Source organism: Micromonospora sp. NPDC047730, assembly GCF_043204765.1.
Lineage (GTDB): Bacteria > Actinomycetota > Actinomycetes > Mycobacteriales > Micromonosporaceae > Micromonospora.
On record NZ_JBIDCU010000001.1, the window covers coordinates 876,117 to 898,672 of the forward strand.

The window sequence follows — 22,556 nt, forward strand, 5'->3', positions numbered from 1 at the left end:
TGCCTCCTCGGGTCGGTGATCGGTCGCAGGTCTCATGCGCCAGAGCCGGCCGAGGTGTGCGGCGTACTTTCGAGGGGTGAAGGGCTTCCCTCTGCTTCGCGAAGCGGCGTGGCTATACCGCGGCAACGACGCCGACCCGAGTGCCCTCCTGCGTCTATGGGAGCGGCGCGAGGCGGGCGGATGGGATGTCGTCCTCGTTGACCCGCTCGGCCACGACGAGCTGCGGCAGGCGGCGCACCTCGACGCCGAGGACGACGCCCGCGCGGCAATGGCGAAGGTGTACGCCCAGGGCGACGCCGAGGGGCGATGGGATGTCCGTCGCCACGGGCGCCCGGTCGGCTTCGACTGACCGCCCCGGAAACGCCAAAACGCCCCGCCCTCGGCACGGCGACCGATGGCGGGGCGATGGGCGGTGTGGCGTCAGGCGATGGCGTCGCCCTACTCATCCGATGGCGTCAAGGGCGACGGTCGGGCGGTGCCGGGCGAGGCAAGGGCGGCGTCGCCCTCGGCGATGGCGACCGGGTCGGAGGGCGTCGCCTCGCTCGTGGCGATGGCGTCCGGGGCGTCGCCCTCGGTAGGGCGGGCGTTGGCAGCCTGCCTCGCCCGCCGGGTGTACCAGACGCCCAGGGCGAGCGGCAGGGCGAAGGCCCCGACCTCGACAAGGTTGTCGGCGATGGCGTCGGGAACGTCGATGCCAAACGCCTTCAGCATGGCGACGAGCAGGGCGACGGCTGCGGCGATGGTGGCGCGTGTGATGGCGGCGCGTGGCGTCATGGGCGGTGACCTCTCAGGTGTAGAGGCGGTCGAGGAATGGCGTCAGGGCGGCGAGGATGGCGGCGAGGGCGGCGAGGGCGGCGAGCATCGCCCGAGGCGTTACGGTCGCCCTCTGCTCGACCGCCCGAAGGCGTTCGTCGATGGCGTCGTGATCGCCCTCGAGGGCGTCGAGGCGACGCCCATGCTCGTCGACCTTCGCCCCTTGCTGAGCGAGGGCGGCGTCGACCTTGCCCTCGAGTCGCGCCATCATGATCAGGAGCGACGCCGTCCCATCGACCGCCGGGGGCGGGGTGTCCGGCCCCAGCGGTCCGGGCACGGTCACTCTGCCATCCTCCGGGCCTGCTCGTCGGCGACTGCCTTCGCGAGGGCCTCGACGAAGGCGGCGTTACCGGCGAGGGCGTTGGCGACGGCCGAGGCGTCGACGGTGACCGGCGCCGGGGCGGCGACCTTCGCCTCGAGCCGGGCGACGCCCGCCTTCGCGACGGAGGCGTCGGCGGCAGCCTGCGCTGCCATCGTGGCGGCGCGGTTGAGCACCTTGTAGGCCGGGTCGGAGCCGTCGCCGTCGCGCAGGTCGTGCGTCCAGAAGGCGACGCGGTCAGCAGCGGTCATCGGCATGTCGATCAATCCAATCTCTTCGAGGTACCTGCGGAAGACGGCGGTCAGGCTGCGGCCGGCCTTCGTCGCGTCGCGGTAGAAGCTGATGTGCGTGTGCCAGAGGTGCGAGTCGTCGCCGGAGCTGCGCACGCCGAGGTCGTCCCAGCGCCGGACGGTCTTGCCGTCGGGCGAATAGATGACCTCGCGGATGTCGCGAGTGTCGGCGGTGCCGGCCTTGCACTGCGCGACGAGCCACACGCTGAAGGTGCGCAGGTTGTGCGTTCGACCTGCGGCGTCGCGGTAGCTGAAGGTGCCGATGTCGAGACCCGAGGCGTAGTCGCTCAGGCCGTCGCGATCGCGCTTCGACTCGTCGACGGAGTAGTCGGCGAGGTCGACACGGCTCCGGCCGCAGTGATACCCGCCCCGGTGCGCGGAGTCGCCGACGATGCCGACCTCGGCCGAGCTCAGACCGTACGGCTTGAGGTGCTCGAGCAGCAGCGCCCGCACGGCGAGGAGGTTGGACGGGGCGATGGTCACGGGAGAGCTCCTTCCTTGCGCGGGTGGCGCCTCACGCGATCACTTGCCGAGGTAGCGAACGTTCATTGCCGACTGCGCGTAGTCGACGCCCGTGTAGGTGTCGAGGTTGGCGCCGGACAGTTGGTTGCCGAGGAGCTGCACGTAGTCGTTGACCGCAAGCGTTACGAAGACGGTCGCCGCGCCGAGGAGACTCTGACCGGACGTGAGCGCTTGCATGTTGGTGCCGCTTGCCGGTACGTCGACGCCGTTCTTCTGCCACTTCGCGTAGCGCTGCCCTGTGCCGTTCGCGGCGAAGGCGATCGCGCCCGAGAGCTCATACTTACCGGCTACCTTCGCCGTGTACCTGCTGATGTTGGTCGTCGTCGAGTGACCATCAGCGGAGTCGAGGTCTTCCGTCTGAAAGTTGATCGGAGCGAAGGTGCCGGTCGTCAAGGTCTGCGGCGTCGTCTGCCGGAGACGAGCGATCACGGGAGCCTCGAGACGGTCGACGTCGGCGTCGATGCGGACGAGCTCGGTCTCGACCTTCTCCGCGAGCAGCCGGCCCAGGTCGGGACCGTGCGGCGGGTCGGCCATCGTCTGATACGGCAGGGCGTAGACGGACGTAGTTGCCATGTGAGCAGCTCCTAGCTACCGGGCGTAATGATGCGACCGAGGACGAACCACGAAGGCGACGCGGTGAGGATGCCGACGACGTCGCCGGCCGAGATCAGGCCGACCTCCGAGGTGTTGAGGTACGGCACGTTGGTGTGCTGCGTGCCGCCGATGTCGATCACGTTCGCTCCGGTGACGTTGTCCCATGTGACGACGACGCCCTGCCGGTAGCCGATGCCGGAGGGCGGTCGCGGGGTGAGAATCGGGGTCAGGTCATCGCCTGCGTAGGTCGACAAGGGGTACTCCTAGATGAAGTCGATCTGACCGTCGGCCTGCACGCGCGTCGACGCGGACATCGCGTCTCGCGCGATGAGAGGGATCGTGAGGCGGTCGAGGATGTGCACCTCGGACCGTGCGACGCCCGGACGGTTAGCCGAGCCGTAGACGATCCGAACCGGGTCGTAGGGCTCGAGGGCAGGGTTTGGTACCGCCGAGAAATCGACCGCCGCGGGTACGCCGAGCTCTCGCCGGAGCATCGTCGCGGCGGCGGCTTCGGCTCGCGGCGTCGAGGTGATCAGGGGCGAGGAGAAGAAGCGCGGTACCTTGCCGAAGCTTCCGTGCCAGTAGGTAGGCGAGGCAGGGTCGTTGTCGATGGCGACCGCCCGTGGAGGCGCTGACATGCCGGTCGAATCGCCGGTAACGACAACGGCGTTGTAGACGCCCTCGCGGGTCAGTCGGCGACCGAGCCGGACGAGCACGCCGCCCTCTCCGTAGTTGACGTCGAAGACAGGGTCGGTCGGCGACGGGGGCGTGCGGATCGCGAGCTCTCCTCGGTGGTTCCAGTACCAGACCTTCCCGAGTGAGGCGAGCAGCTCGTTTAGGAAGCGGAAGCGGTCTTCCTCGCAGACGACCTGACGGCCGATTGCGAGGCTTGCGCTTCCGTCGTCCCAGGTGATCACCGCGCCGGGGTAAACCTCCTGCACGAGGGTCGAGACGACGGAGCCGAACGTCGCAGCGCTAGAAAAGGACTGCGGCGCGGTCAGTCGGGCCTCGATCAGGCCGGACATGCGGTCTCGGCCGGCGATGCGGATGGGACCGTCGGGTGCGTCGCTCTGCTCCGGCGAGATGATGCGGAAGTAGCCGAGGCTGACCCATTCGACCGTTCCGTTGCCGAAGGCGACGCCCCGCCGGACGAAGACCTCCTGCCCGTATGGCGCGAGCGCGTCGGTTGTCTTCTCCGGCCACACGCCGACGCCGCTGACAGTGAGGTCGAGGGTCGAACGGACGTCGGCCCCTCCGTCGACCATCACGTTTCCGCCGAGGACGGTCAGCGGCGTGCCTGGCGGGTTAGTCCCGGTGAGGCCGGGCGCAACGGCCCGAGCCTCGACCGTCACGCGGTGCGAGCCTCGAACCGTACGCAGGAAGTCGTCGGATACGGGCCTCATGGGACGATCACGTCCGTTGGGTCGCCGACGAGCTCGAGGAGGTTCTCCCATGAGAAGTGAGCCGAGAGGAGCTCCTCCCACGTCGAGTAGGAGTTGAGCACCGTCTGCCAATTGGACGTAGCGCCGACGACGTCCGCGGCGGGCGCGGCGACCTCAGTCAACGGCATCGAGACGACGCGCAGGGAGAGGTCGTGCGTCGGTAGGAGCCGCTCGACCGTGTCACCTGCTGCGACGTAGCCGGACGGCACGACGGAGAGCCGGCCGGTCGCCGGCACCTGCACGAAGAGGATGTCGCCGGAGGCGAGCAGCAGGGCGAGGTCTGAGGTCTCCTCGGCGGTACGCACGTAGACGTCAAGCGTCCATCTCTTCGACGCGCGGACGTCCGTCACCGCGACCGGGAAGCTCCGGCCGATGACGTCGAAGACGCCCGACCGCGACGGACGCTGCACGTCGGAGAAGTCCCGCACGTCGACCCGGCGGTTGAGGAAGGGGCGCGCGATTGACTTCAGCCAGACGCCGCCGATCGTCGGGGTGATCTCTACGGAGGCCGTCGCGACCTGCGTACCGGAGCCGTTGAATGCCCGGACTCGGTAGAGGTTGAGCACGTCGGCCGAGAACTCGAAGTCGTCGACCGTCACGAGCAGCTCCGGCGACGGTACGAGGCGGCTCGCGCCCCGTACCGTTGTCCATCGCACGCCGTTTGTCGAACGCTCGATCGTGGCGCTCGTGGCCGTCGCCGGAAGCCCGAAGCCGTAGAGCTGCACGCGGGAGAGCCGCTCGTCGTAGGCGGCGGTCATGGTTGCCAAGGGGTCACCTCATGCCAGCAGAGGCGCGACGCTTCAGGTCGCGCGAGTGTTCGGACACCTCGACGCGGACGATGTCGGTCAGCTCGCGGTCGCCGAGGTAGACGCGCACCTCAGGCGGGGCCGACGAACCGCCGGTCGGCACTGGTACGACCTGCGGCGGGGCGAAGTTCTGCCAGCCGCCCCACCAGTTCTCGACGGCGTAGCTTACGAGCGCCCGCGTGCGGTTCATGTCGCCGTACTTCGGCGCGAACAGTTCGCCGCCGGTCGCCTGCTCGGCCCATCCGTAGCGGGCAGGGCCCATCGGCGAGGCGATCTGGGCGTCGCGGAGCTTTCCGGCCTGGGCGTATTCGGTGACACCGCCCCATCGGCGGGTGAGCGTGCCGACCCCTGGGATGTACTCGCCTGCGCTCGTGATCCGCGTACGGACGGTGATCGTCGTTCCGTCGGCCCTCTGAACCTTCTTCATGAAGCCAGCGAGCTGACGCTCACCCGTCGCGGTCTCGACCCACACCTCAGTGGAGACGCGGCCGGGAATCTCCTCGTAGGCGGCGACGAGCTCGTCAATTTCAGTCTGCGTGAAGCCCATTTGCCGCATCGTCGCCTTGAGGGCGGCGATCTCCGCGGAGTACTTCGCGTTCGCCTCGTCGACCTTGCCATTGTGGGCGATGCGCGCGTCGCGGAGCTCCTTAATCTTCCCGATCTGCTCGAGCACCGCGTCGCGGTTGTCGCGGCCGGCCTGCGTGTTCTCGTCGAGCGTGCGTGCGCCGTCGCCGAGCTCCTTGCGCAGATCGGCGAGGCCCTGCTTATAGGCGAGGTTTGCTTCGTCGTAGGTCATCTGCGCGTTGTAGAGGTCGTCGAAGGCAGCCTTCATATCGACGACCTTTACGGCGGTAGCCTCGGCCGCAGCCGCGACGTCGGTAATGCCTCGACTGAGCGGAGGAAGCGCATCCGTCAAGCCGGTCGCGGAGTTTGACGTCTCATCCCAGGTCGACGCGAGGGTGTAGAAGCGGGCAACGTCGCCCGATGCCAGAGCGCCGACGAGCTCGGCGACCTTGTAGAGCCGCGACAGACCTTCGACGAAGAGAAAGACGCCGCGAGTGCCCGACTCGACTACGAGGAAGAGGACGCTCAGCGCACGCGCACCTTCGTCTGCGTACGGGGCGAGGTCCGAGAGGCCGTCGCCGAGGGCGTCGCCCATGTCGCGCAGGCCCTCTGCGACCGCTTCGATAACCGGCCCTGCCTCGTCGACCGCGTCGATGATGCCCGGCATCGCGTTCTCGGCCGCGTCGAGCAGGCCGTCGACGAGCGGATCGACGTAGCGAGACGCGGAGGTGAAGACGCGACGGAAAGACGGCTCCATCGCGAGCACGCGGTCGCGGACGGTGTCGAGGGCGTCGAGGGTCTCCGGTACGAAGGCCGAGGCCGAGCTACCAAACATTAGGCCCAGGTCTTCGCCGAGCTCAGTCGCCTTCGCCTTGACGAGCGGGCTCCGGCCGGCGAGGGCGATACCGCCGACCACGCCGCCTGTGCCGACGGCGCCGATGATTGCGCCGCCGACGGCCGTACCGACGAGGGTCACGAGGCCGGCGACGAGCGGCGCGCCGATGGCTGCTACCGCGGGGTTCATCGCACCCACCGGGGCGCGGGCGATCATCGGGCCGAGACGCTGCACGAAGGAGACCGAGGCGCCGGCCGCGAGTTGCTCGCCGATCTTCGCGCCAGAGCCGCCCGTGTCGACGTCCATCGTCTTCCGCAGGTCGACGAGCTCGCGCAGCTCGCGGCGCTGAGCGGTCAGGTCGCCGAGGAGCTTCGCCCTGCCCGCCTTGTCGGAGGTCGCGACGATCTCGCGGGCGAGGGCGCGGATCGACGTCGCGGTTTCGGCGATCTGACCGTCGAGCTTCGAGGCGTGCCGACGCAGCTCGTCGAGCTCGTCGCCGGCTTCGTCGGCCGCGTCGCCGAGGTCGTCGAGAGCGTCGGCCGCCTTCGCAGCGCCCTTCGAGATCGCCGCCGCGCTCGCGTCGCCCTTCTTCGCGGCGTCGACGAGCTCGTCGGAGAAGCTCTTAGTCGACGTCTTCGCGTCGCGCATCGCCGACTTGTACTCGGCGACCTGCGCCTTCAGGCGTACGCCGACGGTGCGTAGGGACACGGGTTACCTCCTGTGCTTCACGCGCCAGAGCAGCGCGCCGGCCTGCGGCGTTTCGGCGTAGGTCTTCTGAGCGATCTCGAGCGCGGTCTTCGCGTGGCAGCGGGTCGGAGCCGGCACCTCGAAGGCACCGTCGGAGGCGGGCGAGGTGCACTCCTCGACGTCACCTCCGCAGGCCGGGCACCGGGCGTCGCGGTACGCGGCGAGGGCGAGCAGCCATGCGACGTCTTCCTCGGACCATTCGGGGTCGCGAGTCGTCACGCTGCGGACGATCCGGCCCTGCTTGTCGCGGAAATGCCGCGTGCGCTCGGTCGGCTCCCAGCCGTCGAGCCTCCGCGGCGAGATGCCCAGGCGTTCGGCCGCCTCTACTCGGTGCCGGAGCTCCGGAGAATCCGCGAGGCGGCGTGCGAGAAAGGGACGTCAACCTCCCGACGGTTGAGCGCCCAGGCGGCGTTACTCAGCTCGTCGAACTGCCGGTCGGTCAGCTTCTCGTCGAGGAGCAGGCGCCAGTCTTCGGCGTCGAGCTCGGGCGAGACGGTCGACTTCTGCACGAGCGCGTCGAAGAAGGTCTCGGCGTTGACTCCGAGGTGCGCGTCGTCCTCGTGCACCTTGCCGCCCTCGACCTTGCGCGGAGGGTGCGCCGCGACGAACGCCCGCCACTCGGGGCGCGGCATCGCGCGCAGGCGGAAGTCGACCGTCGACTCGGCCATCTCCTGCCGGAGGGCCTCGATCTGCTCGGCGAGCTCGCGGGCCTTGCTACTTCCGGCGAGCGAGGAGCCGGCCGCGCGACGGGCGTTGACGAGCTCGCGCTCGCGCTGCTCGAACTGCGCGACGAGGTCGGCCGCGAGGCAGACGGAGACGGTCGTCTCGGGGAGCTTCGCGCCGCGGATGAGCGCCTTCACGTCCTTTGCCATGGGTCAGCCCTTCATGTCAGGTCAGCCCGAGCAGGTGTGTAAACGGGGGCGAGGCGGGCTGAAGACCTCGCCCCCGTATGACGTCTTACGAGGGGGGCGCCTCACGCGTCAGGATCAGGCTCCGGCGGCGACGACCGCACGCAGCTCGGGCGCGTCGGTGATCATCGTCGGCACCTCGTAGCGCCGGACGGTGTTCGCCTCCGGCGGTAGGAACCGGGTCTGACCGCAGGTGACCGGGTAGACCTCGACCGCGTCGGACGCCGCCCAGGCGTCGCCCTCGGGCTCGTCGCGCCGGATCACGACGTAGCCGGAGGCGCCCTTGACGAGCTTCGTGTACGCCTCGTCAGACGCGCCGCTCTGCTTCTTCAGCCGGAGCGCCGTACCGGAGAAGGAGTCGCGGCCGATGGTCTTCGTGTCGAAGGTCGACGCGAGCGAGTCGTTCGCGACCTCCGCGGTCGTCGCCTCGAAGCCGATCAGGCCGTCGGGCGTGATGACGTGCTGAAGCTCGAGGCCCGCGTCGAGCTCGGCCACGGTCGGCGCGGCGAGGTTGGCGATGGTGTCGACGAAGGCGACCTTCGTCCGGCCATCGGAGATGACGTCGGTCATGCGGTGCTCCTGTCAGGTGGGAGAGGGCGGCTCAGGCCGGGAGGGTCTCGAGCCGGTAGACGTCGACCTTGTCGACGACGAGAGAGCCGGGCGCCTCGTCGCGCTCGGCCTCGCGCCCCTCCTCGCGCCGGATCGGAAAGCACTGCCGGCCGGCGACCGTCGGCACGGCATCGAGCAGCCGCGCCCGTACGCGCTGCGCGACCGCTCGCGCGGCCGTCGCGTTGCCTCCGACGCAGTGCGCGATCGCCCGGACGACGTAGCGGGCGGACTCGTTCGCGAGCGAGCTCCCGTCGGCCTGCGACGGGTCGGAGTCGGCGAAGTAGAAGAGGACGTACGGAGGCACGACGCCGTCGGGCACCTTGCCGTCGAGCACGACGAGCGCGGGCGGATCGTTGTCGGCGTCGGCGAGGGCGAGGATCGCCTTCGCGTGCGCGATGATCATCGGCCCTCCTCCAAGAGGCTCACGCCCAGGTCGCCGAGCTCCTTCTCGAAGCGGGGCATCTCCTCATCGGCCGCGGGCGCGATGTGCGGGCGGGGCGGCGTGTTCTGCGCCGGGGCGCCGTACTCGAAGATGTTGCCGAGCGCTCCTTGCCGGAGCTCCTTGTCCGGGCCGATCTCGGCCGCGGGGCCGTCGGCCTCGTCGAGCGGGTCGTAGGTGATCGCCGCCGGGTAGTGCGGGGCGTAGGCGATGCCGTCGACTCGGTCACGCGCGCCCTTCTTGATGTTGAGCGCGCCCTTCGCGACGACCTTCTTCGCCTCGTCGTAAGCGTCATCGCCGGCCTCGCCGAGCTGCTCGGCCCAGGCGTCGATCTCGCGGTGCTCGATCATGAGGTCGCCTCCTCAACGCCGACGCGGCGCGCCGTCGCGTGCGTCTTGTGAGCGAGGTCGCGGACGAAGAACGTCCGGCCGACGAGGTCGGGGTCGAGGGGCGAGGAGGTGAGCTCGACCTCGTCGCCGACCTCGAGGCCGACGATCGACATCGGTACCTGCACCTCGAGCCGGAGCATCAGGCGGTACGCCTCGCCGGCCTCGGCGGGGGTCGCCCCTCCGGCCTGCTGCACGCGGCACTTCCCGGTGTAGAGGGTCGCGTACACAGGCGTGATGACGCCCGTCTGTTCGTCGGTCGTCTCGCCGGTCTTGCGCCGGATTACGCAGGCGTCGACCATCAGGCGCTCGGACGCGGCTCGCCCTCGGGCGAGCAGTGCTTCGACGCTCACCGGATCACCTCGATCCGGTCACGTAGGCGCCGGAGCCGTACGCGGCGGCGATGGCGCGCCGCATGTGCTCGGTCAGCTCCATCCGCGCATCGGCCTCGGCGTAGTCGATCCGGTAGTCGTCGATCGCCTCCGACTTCGCACCCTGCGGATTGCCGTAGCCGAGCCGGGCGAGCGAGAGCACACAGTCGCGGGCGAGCTCGAGCGCCTGGGCGCCCGGCGGGTAGCCGTGCGTGAAGGTGACGGCGACCTGCACCGGGTCTGCCGGCCGGCCCCAGCCGGAGCGCCTGAAGAGGCAGCCAGCGGTCAGCTTGTAGTCGGTCACCGGCACGCCGTCGACCTTCACCGCCTCTACGGATCGGGCGGGCTGCTGCGGCAGCACGAGGTGCCGCGAGTAGTTGCCGGGCGCGACGTCGACGAGCGCCGTCGAGGTCGCCTCGACGATGCGCTGACCGCCTGCGGCGCTCTGCACCCTCGCCGTTGCCATCTCGACGAGGAGCGTCATCGCCGCCTTCTGGGCGTCGGAGAGGCTCGCGTAGTCGAGCTGAAGCAGGGCGGCGAGGTCTTGCGGGGTCGCGAGCTTGTCGGCCATGACCTCGCCGCTCCCTTACTTCGCGGCCGGGGTCTTCGCCGGGGTCTTCGCCGGCTTGACGTCGACGGCCGCGAGCTCCTCGCGCCGGACGAGCTTGCGGAAGTGAGCGATCCGCTCGTCGTTCTCGTCCATCGACAGGGAGACGGTCTGCCCGGAGTTGTTCTTCACGGTCACAGTCACGCTTGCCACGGGTGCGGCTCCTCTACGAAGTAGGTATCAGGGAAGAGAGACGGGGTCGGAGAAGTCGCCCTCTCCGACCCCGGTCGATCAGCCGACGGTGACGTCGGTGTCCTGCACGACGAGCGCCTCGGGCCGGACGACCTTGCCGCCGTAGAGGTGCAGGCCCTTGATCGCGTCCGAGAAGGAATCCTGCGGGCGGTACGCCTCGGTCTTCGCGATCTGCTCGGCGAAGGTGGTCGCCATCTCGTGACCGGCGATCACGAAGTTGGAGACGGCCGGAGAGGTGGCCGAGGTGCCCGCGGGGATCGTGTTCGACCGCATGACGGTGAAGTTGAGGACGCGGCCGACCTCGCCGTTGCGGATCGGCTCGGTCGAGCCGTACTTCGACGCGTCGATGAAGCGGTCGTCGCCCAGGATCAGCGCGTAGAAGTCGGGCGAGACGATCAGGAAGCGACCGTCGTCGGGCACGTCGTTCTTCTCGAGCGCGACCCACATCTTCCGCACGAGCAGGTACGCGGCGTCCGGGGTCGAGACAGCCGCGGGGGTCAGCACAGTGCCCGCGCTCGCGACCATCAGGGCCGACAGGAAGCCGTCGGCAGTCCGGGCGAGGCCCCGCGCGGCGTTCCGCGCCGACTTGGTCATGAGCTGACCGGAGTCCTTCACCTGCCGGGCGTCGACGTCGTCGACCTCGAAGGCGAAGTACTTCGACTGATCGATGACCATCGTCTGATCGGTCGTGGTGAGGGTCTGCGGGTCGATCTTCGTCACGTTCTTGACGTAGTTCGAGATCGTGACGTCGCCGAGGGAGTTGATGTGCACGGTGTCGCCGGCCTCGGCGATGTCGCCCTCGTAGTCGCGGTTGATGACGCCGCCCTGCGCGAAGACGTAGCGGGTCTCGAGGTCGGTCAGGAGCTCGGCGTTCCAGACCTCGGGGATGAAGGTGTCAACGGCCACGGTTGTGCCTCTCGTGAGTCGATGCGCGCAGGGTGCGTCTCACGCGTCTGCGCCTACTTGGTGAAGTCGATCCGGCCTTCCCGGTTCGCCTTCGCGATCTCGGCGTGCTTGCCCTCGCGGGCGAGTTGCTCGACGTCGGAGCGGGTCAGCTTCTCGCCGCCGCTCTTGCGGGCGCCTCCGTCGGCCCCGCCCTCGAAGCGCCTCGGCGGCGTCGCGGCGAGGTGCGGCTTCTTCGCGAGCAGCTCGTCGAGCGCCTCGGTGATCGCCTCGACGTCGACCTTCCCGTTGTCGACGAAGTCGTCGACGTTGCCGGCGAGGAGCGCGCGAGCGTCCTCGGGGTCGGCGAACAGCTTCGCCGCCTTCGCCTCGATCTTGTCGAGGGCGCGCTCGCGGATCGCCTCGGCCTGTGCCTCGGCCTTCGCCTGAGCGCGGATGGTGTCGGCGTCGGGGGTCTCGTCAGGCTTCTCGGTGCTCTTGCTCTTGAGCTCGGCGAGCTCCTTCTCGAGGGCCTTTCGCTTGTCGCGCTCGGTCTTCCAATTGGTCTTCATGGAGTCGAGCGCCTTCTTACCGGCGTCGCCGAGCTGATCGGCACCCTCCGGCTTGTCGCTCTCCGCGGTCTCGTCGTCGACCCGATCGGTGTCGACGTCGTAGGCCTCAGTCTTGCTGGTGTCCTCGGTGGACATGTCGCCTCCGTTGCGGAGTCGGCCTCACGCCTTGCGCGCGAGGAGGTCAGCGGATGTAGCCGTAGCGCCGGAGGAGGCGTATCGCCTCGTCGCGGTCGCCGTCGGCGATCTGATAGATCGACTCGGGCATGAGTCGGCCCGCCCGGTAGCGGCGGGCGTTTTCCGTCGTCAGGAACACGTCGCGGCCGAAGACGTTCGTCGTCTCGAGCCGGCCCCGGGTGCGGCCTCCGCGTAGCGTGCGAAGCTCCTCGGCCGTCAGCCGTGCACCGGCAGGGGCGAGGCCGTGTGCGCCTCGCCGGGCGTTCACGACCTGGGCGACGTCGGCACCGTCGCGGATCGCCTCGGCCCCTGCGCGTGTAAACGCTCGGTCCTGCTCCTCGGGCGAGAGGCTCTCGAAGTACGCCGCCGGATCGGTGCGCAGGTCGTCGGCAGTGTCCTCGGCCGCGGGGATGTGCCGGCAGTCGCAGCGCGGATGGCGCAGGAAACCTGCGTTCCAGCGGTAGCGCCGGCCGGCGAGCACGACGCAGCGCGAGCAGCTCGGCGGCGAGAGGAGCCGGACGTAGCCGGTCACCTTCGGCCGGGCGACGATCGCGACGCCGTCGGCCACGCGGCCGGCGTCGGCGACCTGCGTCCGGGCGAGTAGGTCGAGGTGCAGGCGCCCGGCAGCCATCGCCCGCGGCGCCCTCTCGCCCTGCCTGACGGCCGAGAGACTCGTCAGGGCAGGGACGAAGAGGAGTGTCGAGAGCGGCCGTCCGTCTGAGGCAGTGCCGGCGAAGGCTTCGGCGAGGAGCTCGCCCGCGGCGTCGCCGTCGACGTCCTGCTCGCCGAGCACGCGGGCGACGTAGTCGTCGCTCGACTGCGCTGCGAGAAGCTGCGCCCCGGCCACGGTCGCGGTAGCGCGAGGAAGCAGCTCGGCCCAGGATCGCGCGATGTTCGTCCGGTCGACCTGCGCCCAGAGCCGGGCGAGGCCCTGCGCCGCTCGGCCGGCGATCGTCTTCTGCCGCCGGTAGTGCGCGAAGGCAACCTCGGCGGCTCCCATCACTCGGCCTCGGGCTGCGCGGTCTCGGCGTCGCCCTGGGCGAGGCGCTGACCCTCGAGGCGCGAGAGCGCGCCGACCGGGTCGAGCTCGGCCTCGCGCTCCTTCATCTTCAGGACGCGGCCGAGCTCGGCCGGCGAGAGGCCGTAGCGCTCGGCGAGCCACGCGAACGGGAAGCCGATCGTCTGCAACTTCGTCAGGGCGTCGACGAGCTGCGCCTCCGAGTGATTCTCCGCGTCGCGCCACTGCACGACGCCGAAGCGCACCTTCTCGGCGAGCTCCTTACGGTTGAGCACGAGGGCGATCAGTCGGAGCACCTCGCGGACGGCCGGCCCGAGGAAGAGATGCATCTCCTCGACCTTCTTGACGAGGCCGGCCTCTGCTGCCTTCATGCCGTCGGCGTTGACGTTGACCATGCCCTTGCCGAGGACAAGGTAGTGCGGAGGCGTCCGGGTCTGAGCGGCGATGTGCGTCACCGCTACCTCGATGGTGCCGGTGAAGACTTCGAGCTTCGCCGCGTCCCATTGCCCGATCTTGGAGTTGTCGCCGGTCAGCCAGAGGATTCGGTCCTGAGCGAGCTTCTTCAGGTCGACCGGCTGCTCGCCGATCTTCTGCCCGTTCTCGTCGAGGATCGGAATCTTCGGCGGCTCCTGCCCCATGACGACGCGGGCCGGCATCGAGGCGAAGTCGGCGGCGTTGAAGAGGTAGGCCCAGAGGAGATTGATCGCGTCTTGCATCGCCATGGTGCCGGCGATGTCGGAGATCGGCTCGCCGCCCAGCATCGGGCGGTTAGGCACCTCGACGACCGGCACCTCGCCGAGCGGGTTACGCATCGGGTTCGGGCTGACGCCTTCGCGGAGCCGCCACGGACCACCCGACTTCGAGCGCTCGAGCTTCCATACAAGATCGGCCCGGTAGAGGGTCGCGAGCTCGCGCTCGTCGTGCTCCCAGGTCTTCAGGGCGGCGACGCGACGCCGAGGGCGCTCCGGGTCGTAGCCGACGGCGACCTGATCGGCCCGCTCCCAGGTGACGACCGGCCGATCGTCCTCGTCGCCCCAGACGAGCACGTAGGAGCGCTTCGAGATGATGCCGTGCAAGAAGCCTTGCGAACTCTGCGCCTCGAGGTCGTTCGCCTGCCAGTGCTTCCAAAGCTCCTTCTCGGCCCCGGTCGTACCGGGGTCGTCGTCGAGGCGGAAGCCGTCGACGCGGAGGCGTTCGTTCGGCGAGTTGCCGACCGGGGCGCACCAGTTGTCAGCGAAGTCGGCGTACCGATCGGCGTTGTACTCGCGCCACTTGTCGGAGGCGAACCGTAGGCGCTGCTTCCCGCGGAAGTAGTCCTCGGCCCGCTTCACCTCGGCGCGGCGCGCGGCGATGACCGCGTGAAGCGCGTCGACCTGTGCGGCGACAGTCGGGTCGAGGTCGGAGGCGCTACGCGAGCGGGTGCGGGGCGGCATACGTGCTCCTCGGGCGGTAGGACCTCCTCGGTGAGGTCAGGCGCTATAGACGTAGGAAGTCGTCGACGGCCAGAGGCGCGCGGCGGTCACGTCGCCGGCCGCTTCGTGGCAGACGATCGAGGTCACGCAGGCGTCGATCTTTTGGTGCTGCGCCGGCTTGCCGAGCACGTACCGTTGGTTCGGCCGGGCGAGCTTGCGGGCGTTGCGGACGTGCGTCGCGGTCGTCGAGCAGCCGTCATGCGTGAAGGACGAGTCGGCCTTCAGGACGTCGGTACGGAGCCGCTCGCACGCGGCGTGCATCTGCACCGGCCGGTAGGTCTCGAAGCGCAAGACTCGCTTCTCGCCGTACCGCGCGGCCCATTGATCGTGTTCGGTTTCCCAGCCGGGCGGGTCGCCGTACCAACGCACGACGCGGAAGCGTGTAAACAGCTCGTCGACCGCCGACTCGACCTCGAGGCGCGGCACCTGCCCGCTCCACTCGGCGGGGTTCCAAACGGTAGGCCGCCTGTCCGGCCCGTAGGTCGGCGTGAACTGATAGCCGTCCTCGGTCTCGGCGCGGATGACCGTCCAGTCATCGACGTCGGAGCCGTCGAAGCCGAGCACGACCGCCGTGCCCGCGAGCACCTCGCGCGGCTGCTTCCGACCGTCCCAGGCGTCGCCCTCGATGAAGGCGTCGGCGCCGTAGACGATGCGGTTACCGAAGAAGCGCTCGGCCTGCGCCGGGTCCTTCTCGAGCAGCTCGGCGGCCTCGGCCTCGATGCCGTCGAGGTCGACGTGAGTCGAGCCTGCGTAGACGTAGCGGTGAATCTTCCGGCGGTCGACCTTGTTGCGGTAGCTCAGGTGTGCAGGCGGCACGCGGTGAAGGCGGAAGATGTCGGTCACGCGCGACTCGGCGGTGCGCTGCGCGACGGAGTCTTCGCTCGGATCCCATGCGTTCGTGGTCTCGAAGGTGCGACCGCCCATGCCGGCCGCGCCTCGGCGCTGCGTGGTGGCGACCTTGTCCATCTTGTTCGCGACCGTCCAGATGCCGGTCTCGTCCTGAAGGACGAACGTCACCGGGTTACCGAGGCGGCTCTGAGCCGAGCTCGTCACGACGTCGATCCGGCCGTCGTTCGGCAGGCGGATGAACGCCTCACCAACGCGCATCGTCTCGCCGAGCGGGCCGTAGCGGATCATGTTCTGCAACGGCCGGTAGACGTTGTCGGTCTGCTCCTCGGAGAAGGCCGTGATCTGAATAAGGGGCGTCGGCCGAGGGATCGCCATCGGTTCGCCGGGCGCGTACTCGTAGGCCCAGCCGCAGCCACAGCCGAAGTCGCGGCAGTCGTAGAGCTCGCCGCCCTCGGCGAAGCCGGCGAAAACCGTCGGCCCCACGCCCTCGCAGGCGCAGAGAGCGGCCGTCCATGGTCCCTTGCCGGTCTTCTGCGGGGCGACGACCTGCCCGCGGCGGTAGTGGAAAGCGGTCGCGAGCTGACCGGCACGAGCGGCCTTCTTGACGCGGTAGAAGTTGACCGTCGCCCAGAGCTGCCAGTCGTACATGGTGAACGGGTCGCCCTTGCGGAAGCCGTCCGGCACGACGCAGTGCGACTCGATCCAATCGGCGGCGACCCAGAGGGTAGGGAAGTCGACGCGGTACTCGGGGTTAGGCGCCACCGTCGATCACCTCGAGGCGAGCGCGGGCCGAGGAGCTGCGGGAAGCAGCCGGTCGGCCGGTGCCTTCGCGCTTCTCGGCGACTTCGTCGCGAGCGATACGCCAACGGTTCGCGCGCAGGCCAGCGACGCTCAGGCCGAGCGAGTCGCGGAGCTGCTTCACGAGCGTCGAGAGCGTGACGGGCGCGCCGGGCTGCTCGGCGAGGGCGAGGTTACGGACGTAGAGGGCGACCTCGTGCTCGAGGCCGAGGCGCTCCCAGGCGAGGGCCTGCGGGCGTAGCCATTCGCCGCGCCAGAGCTCGACCTCGCGGCCGGAGGGGTCGATCAGAGGGAAGGCCGGCGGGTCGCCGTCTCGGCCTTCAGCGGGAAGCACCGTCCATTCGCCCGCGTCCCGGTCGCGGCGAAGGGCGTCGGGGTCGGGCGCAGGGCCGGAGCGGGCGCGTGCGCCGCCCTTCGGCATCGTCGATCATCCTCTCGAGCTGCGTTGCGCGGCGTCAGTCAGTCGTCGTAGGGCTCGGCGTAGGCGCCGAACGGGCCGAGATGCGCGATCACGCACACGCCGCTCGAGAGGCGGCCCCAGCGGATCAGGACGCCGAAAGATCGAGGCTCGAAATAGGCCCGGACCTCGTATCGGCCGAGGCGAAAAGCAGGGAAGAGGTAGTCGCGCAGCATTGGGTCGTCCTCTCGGGCTGCGTTGCGCAGACTGATCGGCCGCTACGTTGCGTAGCGGAAACGGGGTGTTTGGCGGGTCACGCAGAGTCTTTGAACCTGACGGACCTCCGAGACGCCTCCCCAGCGGTCCTGTGACCTGCCTCGATGGGAGGTACCCCCCGGGGGTAGGGAGGGCAAGCGTCACGCAGGGTAAGCAGTCACGCAGCGTGCCAACCGCCAGGCTGAAGCCGTGCGGTCTCGCTCGAGTGACACGAGACGCACAGAGCGCGCAGGTGCTCGTCTGCGTCAGGGTCAGGCACGCCCATGGCTTCGAGCTCACGCCTGCTGTGTGGGTAGTGGTCTGCCACACGGGAGGGCGCAGCACACAGCACGCAGAAGAGATGCGAACCGAGGAAGTCATCGCGTCGCACCTGCCACGCTGCGCCGTAGCCACGCTCGGCCGCGGTACCTCGTGCGCGCTCTGCCTCACGCTTGCACTCGTCGCACCGTCGGTCCGTCAGTGCGGCGTCGACGAGCGTCGGGCAGCCTGGGCGAGAGCAGGGCCTCAGCCTGCGTGGACGAGACATGCGGCGAGGAGGTCGTCGGGGTGGGCAGGGTCGGGGGCGGTACGGCAGGCAGGCGCGCCGCACGGGCGACCGCCTCGGCGTACCTGGCAGCGGTAGCCCGAGGAGCGGATCACGCGCAGGCGCAGCAGTGCGGGCGGCGTAGGCATGAGCGACCTCGGATACGAAGACGCCCCGGCGGCGCTCGACCCGCGCTTAGTCAGCAGCAGGGGAGCGCACAGCCGGGGCGTGCGGGGTGGTGGTTAGTGCGCAGGTTGGCCGACTCGCACGGCGCTTTCGTGTAAGCCCGAGCCTTCCCTCGGGTCTGTCATCTTCCCTGCGACGGCGTAGCCCGCGCTCGTCAGCGCCTCGAGTCGAGCTCGAGCAACGTCATACGCCGAGAGGGCGCATCGGACCGGAGGGGCGTTCGTGGAGCGGTCGGGAGTCGAACCCGAGTCCGCCGACGTTCCGCGTGCGGCTTTCGTCGACGTCGAGACCTACCCGCCCCTCGCAGGCGCGGCCCTGCCGTCGGTCCGTCCCAAAGGGCTCACGGATCGCACACGGCAGGACGCGTCGCGGGGCAGGGCCGATACGCGTACGGCCCCGCTACCTAACTCATGCGCCTAGATCGGTTTACACGGTCGGAGGCACACCTCTTGCAGTAGCGCTGCAACCCATCCGGTCGCGCGGCGTCCTCTGCGAACATGCGCGCGGGCAGGTGCTCGCGGCAGTCGGAGCACTCCTTCGCCGGCCGAGACGCTCGCTCCTTCCGGCGGTCGCGCTGCGCCAGTACGCGCCGTGCGAAGTCGTCCGGGTCGAGGCCGTAGCGTGGAGCAGCGTCGCGGGCAGCCTGGGCGATGAGCTCGTCGGGGTCGATCTGCTCCTCGGTCTCCTCGAGCTCATCGGTCATTCGACGCGCTCCCAGGTGATCGACGCCTTCTCGACGTAGCCCTCGGACGTCACGCCCTGCTCGGCCCAGAAGCGAGCGGGCCTCGACTCGCGCTCGACCGCGGCTCTCGCTGCGCCCTTCGTTCGGTACGGCCCCGCGTGCGTCGTGCTCTTGCGCTCGACGCGGTGCGGCGGGTAGTCCGACTCCGGCTCGGCAGGGTAGGTCGTGACGATGACGGCGCGGAAGACCTCGGCGTCGTCCTTTCCCATGTACCGCGCCATGCCTCAGCCCTCCTCGTAGTGGTCGCCGACCTGCACGCGCTCGAAGGTCTCCCGGTCGACGCAGACCGAGCCGGTCGCGTCCTCGTGCTTCAGGTCGAGCCGGTAGCACTCGGGCGTCGCGTGCTCGACCGCGTCGACGCCGTCGGGAACCTGCGTGCAGCGCCGCGACGAGCCGGTGCCGGTGCAGCGCGTGTCGTAGTCGGTCTCGTAGGTCGCCCACTCGCGGGCCGGCTCGTGCTGCTTCCCGGTGACGGTGCCGGAGGTGACGGCGCACGCGGCGAGGCCCAGGCCGGCGAAGACGAGCACGACCGAGGTACACACCGCGCGCAGCCGGCGACGGATGCGTCGGATCATCGGCTGCACCCCACGACGGGGCCGGACAGGGACACGCCGCGCCGCAGGGCGACGCACAGCAGGAAGGCCGAGCCGAGCCGGCCGTGCTGACGGCGGAAGCGGTGCCACACCTCCGCCTGCCGGGCGAGGCCGGTCAGAGCGTCGGCGGTGCCGACAAGACGAGCCGAGCTGATACGGCCGGTGCTCGTCAGGGTTACTCGGTGCTTCACTTCTTAACTCCTTCCGCAGGCACGGCTACGCCCCGCCCCCTCGACGAGGCGTAGCCGTGCAGGGTGTGCGAGAGGCTCTCTCGCGGGCTTTCAGGCGTCCGAGGTAGGTCGGTATACCCCTAACGCGTGTGGCGCCTTACAGAGGGTCTGGACGGGCTAGAAGTCGCCGTCAGTCAGAATCAGCACGCCGCCGAAGACGATCGCGAGGGCGATCAGGGCGGCGAGCCACCATGCGAGAGCGAAGCCGACCGCCACGGAGATCGCCTTGATCAGGATCGCGACGATCCCAGAGGCGGCGAGCTTCAGCAGGAATTCAGCCATCACGCATCCGTCTTCACGAAGTGCAGCAGCGGCGACCCGCCCTCAGCCTCGTCGGCGGCGTCGAGGATGCCCGCGGCGAAGCGGCGCGCTTCAGAGATGGCGAGGAAGACCGACTCGGTCTCGCCGTCCGCGTGCACCTCGATGTGCACGAACGGCTTCCCGCTCACCTTGCCGGGGCGCACGTAGGCGTAGTCGCCGGGAGAGGCGATGCACTCGACGCGACGAGCGGGACCGACGGGCGTCGCCTCCGCCAGGTCGAGCGGGCCGTCGATCGACGTCTCGCCCTGCTCCGGCTCCTCTTCGTCGTAGCCCTCGTCGAGCTCCTCCTCGCCGACGAGGAAGCGAGCGACCTCGAGGGCGGCACCGGCCCGGTCGACGGCTGACCCGCGGCGCCAGAAGGGCAGGCCCCGAGTCGCGTCGTCGACGACCTCCATCGCGAGGGAGAGGGCGTTTACACGGTTGGTCACGAGGGCTCCTTCGAGAGCAGGTCGGCGAAGTGCGTGAAGGCGTTCGCGATGTCGTCGCTTACGGGCAGACCAGCGCATCCCAGCCGCGAGGCGACCTCGCGCGCCGCCTGGGCGATGTCGGCGACCGACGCCTTGCCGGCGATCACGTCGGCGACGTCGCCGATCGGATCGTCGAGCGGGGCGAGGTACTTTGGGTCGACGTGTGCCGTGAAGCCTGGGTCGTCGCCGTCCATGGCGCTCACGAGCACGTCTCCGTCGCCGTCCCGCCCCCGCACGACGCGAACACAGGTGGTGCGGTCGTCCACGAAGACGCTCGACGCGCCCGTGACGTAGCGCGAGTCCGGCAGAAGCCGGTACTCCTTGCCGACCTCGACCGGCGCCGCGGCCGTCGGTCCGGACGGCTCCGCGCCGTCGCCGAGGAGCGCGGTCAGGTGGTCGCGCAGGCGCTCGACATCCGAACGGCCGAGGTACCTCGGACCGGAGCCGACGACGTAGAAGTGCAGCTCGTCGTCGCCGTCGAAACGGTCGCTCACCTCGAAGTGCGCGAGCATGAGCGGAGTGCTTTCGTCCATCAGAAGAGACCTCCGGTCAGGAAGTGCGCGACGAGCCACGCGAGGCCCGCGAGCAGAAGGAAGCGGCGCAGTCGGACGGAGCCGGTCACCTCGTGGGGCGGGCGACCGGGCAGGTTGATGGCGAACAGCGCCCAAACGTGCTCGGAGAGCGTGTCGCCGGAGCGCGAGCGCTTCAGGGCGATCCCCTCCGCGACGGCGAAGTAGAGCGCCCAGGCTGCCCAGACGAGCCACCAGAGGCCGAGGGCGAGGGCGACGCCCCCGACGGTGCCGATCAGGGCACCGCCGAGGGCGTACGGGGCGAGGCGCTTCATCAGGCGGCGGCCTCGTCGTCGGCGTCGATCTCGCCCGCGATGTACGCGGCGACGGCGATGATCTCGCTTGCTGCGACCTCCTCGAAGTCGCTCGCGCCGAACAGCTCGAGCGTCTTCTCGACTGCCCGCACGCGGAGGTCGTCGAGCTGCTCAGGCTCCGCGGCGTCGCGGAAGACGTGCGTCTCGTCGACGATCGAGTAGGTCGGCGTCGCGCCCTTGCGCGGGGTCAGCGCCGGGGCGCCGGTCATCGTCGCGAGCTTCTGCCGCAGCGTCTCGAGGGCCTCGTCGCTCGCCAGGGACGAGCCGAGCGGAACGAGGTCGGCGGTCGCGACGTTCCACATGACATCGTCGTCACCCTTGCAGGCCCACCCGCCGCGACCGCCCCGCCCGCCGCTGTAGTTGTCGCTCTCCTCGAGCAGCGTCACGGCGGTGCCCGGCTCGAACTCGTGGAGCCACTCTGCCGAGTCGCCGGTCACGCGCGCCCGGTCGCCGACCTTCAACGCCGGAGCCTGCTCCGGGTCGCCGAGGTGGGCGCGGCCGACGAACTGCCGCCCGGGGCTGTGACCGTCGACGCCGGAGCCGTTGACGTTCTCGACGTAGACCTCGTCGCCGTCGGTGCTGACGACCTGGACGCGGGTCACGTCATCGGCGAAGTAGACACCGCCCCCGAAGGAGGTCTTCGCGCCCGGCTTCAGGGCGACGACGTCGCCGACCTTCAGCGGGGCGGGCTCGGCGGCCGGGGCCTCGAGACGGGCGAGGAAGCGCCGTCCGACGATGTATCGGCCCTTAGCGTGCGCGTTGCGACCGTCGAGGCCCGTCACGCGGGCGGTGCCGGTCGAGTCGTACGGGTTGAGCTCCTCGACGCGGACGCGGGTCACCTCGTCGTCGACGGCCTCCGACCGGGCATCGCCGGTGATCTCGGAGATCCGAGCGTCGGGCAGGAGCCGGTACTCGAGACCCGGCACGATGACCGGCGGCGTCGGCTCGGGCTTCTTCGCCGTCGGGTCGTGCGGCTCGAGGGCGGCGCGGAGGTCGGCGACCTGCTTCGAGCCGAGGCGGACGGTCGCGCCGAGCCCACCCCGGTTGAAGTTGTCGACCATGATGCTGTCGCCGAAGGTGCGGGCAACGAGCCGGTCGCCGTCGCGGTCGGTGTGGTCGAAGATGTGCGTCACTGCGCGGGCTCCTTCGTGAGCGGCGGTGGTGCTCGGTCGAAGGACTCATGCGCCAGAGGTGCGCGAGGTGTGCACGGCGGTTTCGGAGCGAGTCGCAGACGCGAGACGGGGCCTCCTCGGCGGTGCCGGCGGCGGGGTGCCGGCGGTCGCGAGAAGGCCCCGAGCTGTGTGGGCGGGCGGCGCGTGCGGGTCGGAAGTGACGAAGTGACGGAAAGAGCGTCACTCTATATAGATGCTTTAAGGAGGAGGAGAAGACATAGAAGCAGAATATGAAGTGACGTAAGAACCGTCACTTCGTCACGCTCGAACCTCCTCCGGCGCTCGCTCCGCGCCTCGCGTCCGGCTCGGCGACGACGCGCACATGCTTGATGCGCACGCTCGCGTAGCGCTCCTGCTTTGCGAGCGTGCCGTCGGGGCGGATGTTGTACCCCTTCAGCTCGGCCCATCGTTCGCCGCCGAGGGTGTACTCGCCGAGGTGCTCGGTCACCCTCATGTGAAGCTCGCCCTCGCCGAAGGCGTAGTGCTGCGTAGGTACGCGGATGGTCTGTCCGGGCACGAGGGCGATCACGACCAGTGACCTCCGTTCGCCCTGACGA

General features: G+C 69.7%; 34 protein-coding genes and 1 other RNA gene. 1 reads left to right on the top strand and 34 read right to left on the bottom strand.

Translation table 11 applies throughout. The features are described from left to right. Positions 1 to 76: 76 nt before the first annotated feature. Positions 77 to 349, top strand: a complete 273-nt coding sequence (locus ACGF5G_RS04260) for a hypothetical protein (protein ID WP_393258868.1) — start codon at positions 77 to 79, stop codon at positions 347 to 349. A gap of 89 nt (positions 350 to 438) precedes the next feature. Here ACGF5G_RS04260 and ACGF5G_RS04265 read toward each other — a convergent pair whose 3' ends face one another. The 34 genes from ACGF5G_RS04265 to ACGF5G_RS04430 form a co-directional block, all read right to left on the bottom strand. Further along, the gene (locus ACGF5G_RS04265) at positions 439 to 774 is read right to left on the bottom strand and encodes a hypothetical protein (RefSeq protein ID WP_393258870.1); all 336 of its coding nucleotides are present in this window, start codon (positions 772 to 774) and stop codon (positions 439 to 441) included. 13 nt (positions 775 to 787) lie between these two features. Continuing rightward, positions 788 to 1,096, bottom strand: coding sequence for a hypothetical protein (locus tag ACGF5G_RS04270; protein WP_393258872.1), 309 nt, complete (start codon positions 1,094 to 1,096; stop codon positions 788 to 790). Further along, positions 1,093 to 1,905: a hypothetical protein gene (locus ACGF5G_RS04275; RefSeq protein WP_393258873.1), complete on the bottom strand. Its 813-nt coding sequence runs from the start codon at positions 1,903 to 1,905 to the stop codon at positions 1,093 to 1,095. The genes ACGF5G_RS04270 and ACGF5G_RS04275 overlap by 4 nt, the downstream gene beginning before the upstream one ends. 39 nt (positions 1,906 to 1,944) lie before the next feature. Continuing rightward, the gene (locus ACGF5G_RS04280; RefSeq protein ID WP_393258875.1) at positions 1,945 to 2,517 is read right to left on the bottom strand and encodes a hypothetical protein; all 573 of its coding nucleotides are present in this window, start codon (positions 2,515 to 2,517) and stop codon (positions 1,945 to 1,947) included. Positions 2,518 to 2,528: 11 nt separating this feature from the next. Continuing rightward, positions 2,529 to 2,792, bottom strand: coding sequence for a hypothetical protein (locus ACGF5G_RS04285; protein WP_393258876.1), 264 nt, complete (start codon positions 2,790 to 2,792; stop codon positions 2,529 to 2,531). 9 nt (positions 2,793 to 2,801) lie between these two features. Further along, on the bottom strand, positions 2,802 to 3,890 hold the full coding sequence (locus tag ACGF5G_RS04290; protein WP_393258878.1) for a DUF5047 domain-containing protein: 1,089 nt from the start codon (positions 3,888 to 3,890) through the stop codon (positions 2,802 to 2,804). A 47-nt stretch (positions 3,891 to 3,937) separates the two neighbouring features. Then, entirely contained in the window at positions 3,938 to 4,738 is an 801-nt protein-coding gene (locus tag ACGF5G_RS04295; protein WP_393259221.1) for a hypothetical protein, read from the bottom strand. 13 nt (positions 4,739 to 4,751) lie between these two features. After that, entirely contained in the window at positions 4,752 to 6,893 is a 2,142-nt protein-coding gene (locus tag ACGF5G_RS04300) for a hypothetical protein (RefSeq protein WP_393258879.1), read from the bottom strand. 3 nt (positions 6,894 to 6,896) lie between these two features. Next, positions 6,897 to 7,151, bottom strand: coding sequence for a hypothetical protein (locus ACGF5G_RS04305; protein WP_393258880.1), 255 nt, complete (start codon positions 7,149 to 7,151; stop codon positions 6,897 to 6,899). A gap of 104 nt (positions 7,152 to 7,255) precedes the next feature. After that, positions 7,256 to 7,804: a hypothetical protein gene (locus ACGF5G_RS04310; RefSeq protein ID WP_393258882.1), complete on the bottom strand. Its 549-nt coding sequence runs from the start codon at positions 7,802 to 7,804 to the stop codon at positions 7,256 to 7,258. 114 nt (positions 7,805 to 7,918) lie between these two features. Beyond that, the gene (locus tag ACGF5G_RS04315) at positions 7,919 to 8,410 is read right to left on the bottom strand and encodes a hypothetical protein (protein WP_393258883.1); all 492 of its coding nucleotides are present in this window, start codon (positions 8,408 to 8,410) and stop codon (positions 7,919 to 7,921) included. A 31-nt stretch (positions 8,411 to 8,441) separates the two neighbouring features. After that, the gene (locus ACGF5G_RS04320) at positions 8,442 to 8,852 is read right to left on the bottom strand and encodes a DUF3168 domain-containing protein (protein ID WP_393258884.1); all 411 of its coding nucleotides are present in this window, start codon (positions 8,850 to 8,852) and stop codon (positions 8,442 to 8,444) included. Then, positions 8,849 to 9,238, bottom strand: a complete 390-nt coding sequence (locus tag ACGF5G_RS04325) for a hypothetical protein (RefSeq protein WP_393258886.1) — start codon at positions 9,236 to 9,238, stop codon at positions 8,849 to 8,851. The genes ACGF5G_RS04320 and ACGF5G_RS04325 overlap by 4 nt, the downstream gene beginning before the upstream one ends. After that, positions 9,235 to 9,627 (bottom strand): DUF6093 family protein, encoded by a 393-nt coding sequence (locus ACGF5G_RS04330; RefSeq protein WP_393258887.1) that lies wholly within the window; start codon positions 9,625 to 9,627, stop codon positions 9,235 to 9,237. Before ACGF5G_RS04330 ends, ACGF5G_RS04325 begins: the two co-directional genes overlap by 4 nt. Positions 9,628 to 9,631: 4 nt before the next feature. Then, positions 9,632 to 10,216, bottom strand: coding sequence for a hypothetical protein (locus ACGF5G_RS04335; protein WP_393258889.1), 585 nt, complete (start codon positions 10,214 to 10,216; stop codon positions 9,632 to 9,634). A gap of 15 nt (positions 10,217 to 10,231) precedes the next feature. Continuing rightward, on the bottom strand, positions 10,232 to 10,405 hold the full coding sequence (locus tag ACGF5G_RS04340) for a hypothetical protein (RefSeq protein ID WP_393258891.1): 174 nt from the start codon (positions 10,403 to 10,405) through the stop codon (positions 10,232 to 10,234). Between the two features lie 78 nt (positions 10,406 to 10,483). Then, on the bottom strand, positions 10,484 to 11,350 hold the full coding sequence (locus tag ACGF5G_RS04345; protein WP_393258892.1) for a P22 coat protein - protein 5 domain protein: 867 nt from the start codon (positions 11,348 to 11,350) through the stop codon (positions 10,484 to 10,486). 53 nt (positions 11,351 to 11,403) lie between these two features. Continuing rightward, positions 11,404 to 12,033, bottom strand: a complete 630-nt coding sequence (locus ACGF5G_RS04350; protein ID WP_393258893.1) for a hypothetical protein — start codon at positions 12,031 to 12,033, stop codon at positions 11,404 to 11,406. A 46-nt stretch (positions 12,034 to 12,079) separates the two neighbouring features. Next, entirely contained in the window at positions 12,080 to 13,072 is a 993-nt protein-coding gene (locus ACGF5G_RS04355; protein ID WP_393258894.1) for a hypothetical protein, read from the bottom strand. After that, positions 13,072 to 14,523 carry a phage portal protein gene (locus ACGF5G_RS04360; protein ID WP_393258896.1) on the bottom strand — a complete coding sequence of 484 codons (1,452 nt, stop codon included), beginning with the start codon at positions 14,521 to 14,523 and terminating at the stop codon, positions 13,072 to 13,074. The genes ACGF5G_RS04355 and ACGF5G_RS04360 overlap by 1 nt, the downstream gene beginning before the upstream one ends. Positions 14,524 to 14,559: 36 nt before the next feature. Continuing rightward, positions 14,560 to 16,173 carry a hypothetical protein gene (locus ACGF5G_RS04365; RefSeq protein ID WP_393258897.1) on the bottom strand — a complete coding sequence of 538 codons (1,614 nt, stop codon included), beginning with the start codon at positions 16,171 to 16,173 and terminating at the stop codon, positions 14,560 to 14,562. Then, entirely contained in the window at positions 16,163 to 16,630 is a 468-nt protein-coding gene (locus ACGF5G_RS04370; RefSeq protein WP_393258898.1) for a hypothetical protein, read from the bottom strand. The genes ACGF5G_RS04365 and ACGF5G_RS04370 overlap by 11 nt, the downstream gene beginning before the upstream one ends. Positions 16,631 to 16,668: 38 nt before the next feature. Beyond that, positions 16,669 to 16,842 (bottom strand): hypothetical protein, encoded by a 174-nt coding sequence (locus ACGF5G_RS04375; RefSeq protein WP_393258899.1) that lies wholly within the window; start codon positions 16,840 to 16,842, stop codon positions 16,669 to 16,671. A gap of 969 nt (positions 16,843 to 17,811) precedes the next feature. Next, positions 17,812 to 17,892: a transfer-messenger RNA gene (ssrA, locus tag ACGF5G_RS04380) on the bottom strand. A 102-nt stretch (positions 17,893 to 17,994) separates the two neighbouring features. Further along, the gene (locus ACGF5G_RS04385; RefSeq protein WP_393258900.1) at positions 17,995 to 18,294 is read right to left on the bottom strand and encodes a hypothetical protein; all 300 of its coding nucleotides are present in this window, start codon (positions 18,292 to 18,294) and stop codon (positions 17,995 to 17,997) included. Next, positions 18,291 to 18,554: a hypothetical protein gene (locus ACGF5G_RS04390; protein ID WP_393258901.1), complete on the bottom strand. Its 264-nt coding sequence runs from the start codon at positions 18,552 to 18,554 to the stop codon at positions 18,291 to 18,293. The genes ACGF5G_RS04385 and ACGF5G_RS04390 overlap by 4 nt, the downstream gene beginning before the upstream one ends. Positions 18,555 to 18,557: 3 nt before the next feature. Continuing rightward, the gene (locus ACGF5G_RS04395) at positions 18,558 to 18,908 is read right to left on the bottom strand and encodes a hypothetical protein (protein ID WP_393258902.1); all 351 of its coding nucleotides are present in this window, start codon (positions 18,906 to 18,908) and stop codon (positions 18,558 to 18,560) included. After that, a complete protein-coding gene (locus ACGF5G_RS04400; protein ID WP_393258903.1) occupies positions 18,905 to 19,117 on the bottom strand; it encodes a hypothetical protein in 213 nt (70 codons plus the stop codon). Before ACGF5G_RS04400 ends, ACGF5G_RS04395 begins: the two co-directional genes overlap by 4 nt. 156 nt (positions 19,118 to 19,273) lie before the next feature. After that, positions 19,274 to 19,438, bottom strand: a complete 165-nt coding sequence (locus tag ACGF5G_RS04405; RefSeq protein ID WP_393258904.1) for a hypothetical protein — start codon at positions 19,436 to 19,438, stop codon at positions 19,274 to 19,276. Continuing rightward, a complete protein-coding gene (locus tag ACGF5G_RS04410; RefSeq protein ID WP_393258905.1) occupies positions 19,438 to 19,905 on the bottom strand; it encodes a hypothetical protein in 468 nt (155 codons plus the stop codon). The genes ACGF5G_RS04405 and ACGF5G_RS04410 overlap by 1 nt, the downstream gene beginning before the upstream one ends. Beyond that, positions 19,902 to 20,477: a hypothetical protein gene (locus ACGF5G_RS04415; protein WP_393258906.1), complete on the bottom strand. Its 576-nt coding sequence runs from the start codon at positions 20,475 to 20,477 to the stop codon at positions 19,902 to 19,904. The genes ACGF5G_RS04410 and ACGF5G_RS04415 overlap by 4 nt, the downstream gene beginning before the upstream one ends. Continuing rightward, complete coding sequence (locus tag ACGF5G_RS04420) at positions 20,477 to 20,788, bottom strand: hypothetical protein (protein ID WP_393258907.1); 312 nt, start codon at positions 20,786 to 20,788, stop codon at positions 20,477 to 20,479. Before ACGF5G_RS04420 ends, ACGF5G_RS04415 begins: the two co-directional genes overlap by 1 nt. Beyond that, entirely contained in the window at positions 20,788 to 21,960 is a 1,173-nt protein-coding gene (locus ACGF5G_RS04425) for a hypothetical protein (protein WP_393258908.1), read from the bottom strand. Before ACGF5G_RS04425 ends, ACGF5G_RS04420 begins: the two co-directional genes overlap by 1 nt. Positions 21,961 to 22,249: 289 nt before the next feature. Continuing rightward, on the bottom strand, positions 22,250 to 22,528 hold the full coding sequence (locus ACGF5G_RS04430; protein ID WP_393258910.1) for a hypothetical protein: 279 nt from the start codon (positions 22,526 to 22,528) through the stop codon (positions 22,250 to 22,252). Positions 22,529 to 22,556: the final 28 nt, after the last annotated feature.

Coding starts and splice junctions, on each gene's coding strand:
- ACGF5G_RS04265 (WP_393258870.1), bottom strand. CDS start 774: ATGACGCCACGCGCCGCCATCACACGCGCCACCATCGCCGCAGCCGTC.
- ACGF5G_RS04280 (WP_393258875.1), bottom strand. CDS start 2,517: ATGGCAACTACGTCCGTCTACGCCCTGCCGTATCAGACGATGGCCGAC.
- ACGF5G_RS04295 (WP_393259221.1), bottom strand. CDS start 4,738: ATGACCGCCGCCTACGACGAGCGGCTCTCCCGCGTGCAGCTCTACGGC.
- ACGF5G_RS04310 (WP_393258882.1), bottom strand. CDS start 7,804: ATGGCAAAGGACGTGAAGGCGCTCATCCGCGGCGCGAAGCTCCCCGAG.
- ACGF5G_RS04315 (WP_393258883.1), bottom strand. CDS start 8,410: ATGACCGACGTCATCTCCGATGGCCGGACGAAGGTCGCCTTCGTCGAC.
- ACGF5G_RS04320 (WP_393258884.1), bottom strand. CDS start 8,852: ATGATCATCGCGCACGCGAAGGCGATCCTCGCCCTCGCCGACGCCGAC.
- ACGF5G_RS04325 (WP_393258886.1), bottom strand. CDS start 9,238: ATGATCGAGCACCGCGAGATCGACGCCTGGGCCGAGCAGCTCGGCGAG.
- ACGF5G_RS04335 (WP_393258889.1), bottom strand. CDS start 10,216: ATGGCCGACAAGCTCGCGACCCCGCAAGACCTCGCCGCCCTGCTTCAG.
- ACGF5G_RS04350 (WP_393258893.1), bottom strand. CDS start 12,033: ATGTCCACCGAGGACACCAGCAAGACTGAGGCCTACGACGTCGACACC.
- ACGF5G_RS04355 (WP_393258894.1), bottom strand. CDS start 13,072: ATGGGAGCCGCCGAGGTTGCCTTCGCGCACTACCGGCGGCAGAAGACG.
- ACGF5G_RS04360 (WP_393258896.1), bottom strand. CDS start 14,523: ATGCCGCCCCGCACCCGCTCGCGTAGCGCCTCCGACCTCGACCCGACT.
- ACGF5G_RS04370 (WP_393258898.1), bottom strand. CDS start 16,630: ATGCCGAAGGGCGGCGCACGCGCCCGCTCCGGCCCTGCGCCCGACCCC.
- ACGF5G_RS04375 (WP_393258899.1), bottom strand. CDS start 16,842: ATGCTGCGCGACTACCTCTTCCCTGCTTTTCGCCTCGGCCGATACGAG.
- ACGF5G_RS04385 (WP_393258900.1), bottom strand. CDS start 18,294: ATGACCGATGAGCTCGAGGAGACCGAGGAGCAGATCGACCCCGACGAG.
- ACGF5G_RS04390 (WP_393258901.1), bottom strand. CDS start 18,554: ATGGCGCGGTACATGGGAAAGGACGACGCCGAGGTCTTCCGCGCCGTC.
- ACGF5G_RS04395 (WP_393258902.1), bottom strand. CDS start 18,908: ATGATCCGACGCATCCGTCGCCGGCTGCGCGCGGTGTGTACCTCGGTC.
- ACGF5G_RS04405 (WP_393258904.1), bottom strand. CDS start 19,438: ATGGCTGAATTCCTGCTGAAGCTCGCCGCCTCTGGGATCGTCGCGATC.
- ACGF5G_RS04415 (WP_393258906.1), bottom strand. CDS start 20,477: ATGGACGAAAGCACTCCGCTCATGCTCGCGCACTTCGAGGTGAGCGAC.
- ACGF5G_RS04420 (WP_393258907.1), bottom strand. CDS start 20,788: ATGAAGCGCCTCGCCCCGTACGCCCTCGGCGGTGCCCTGATCGGCACC.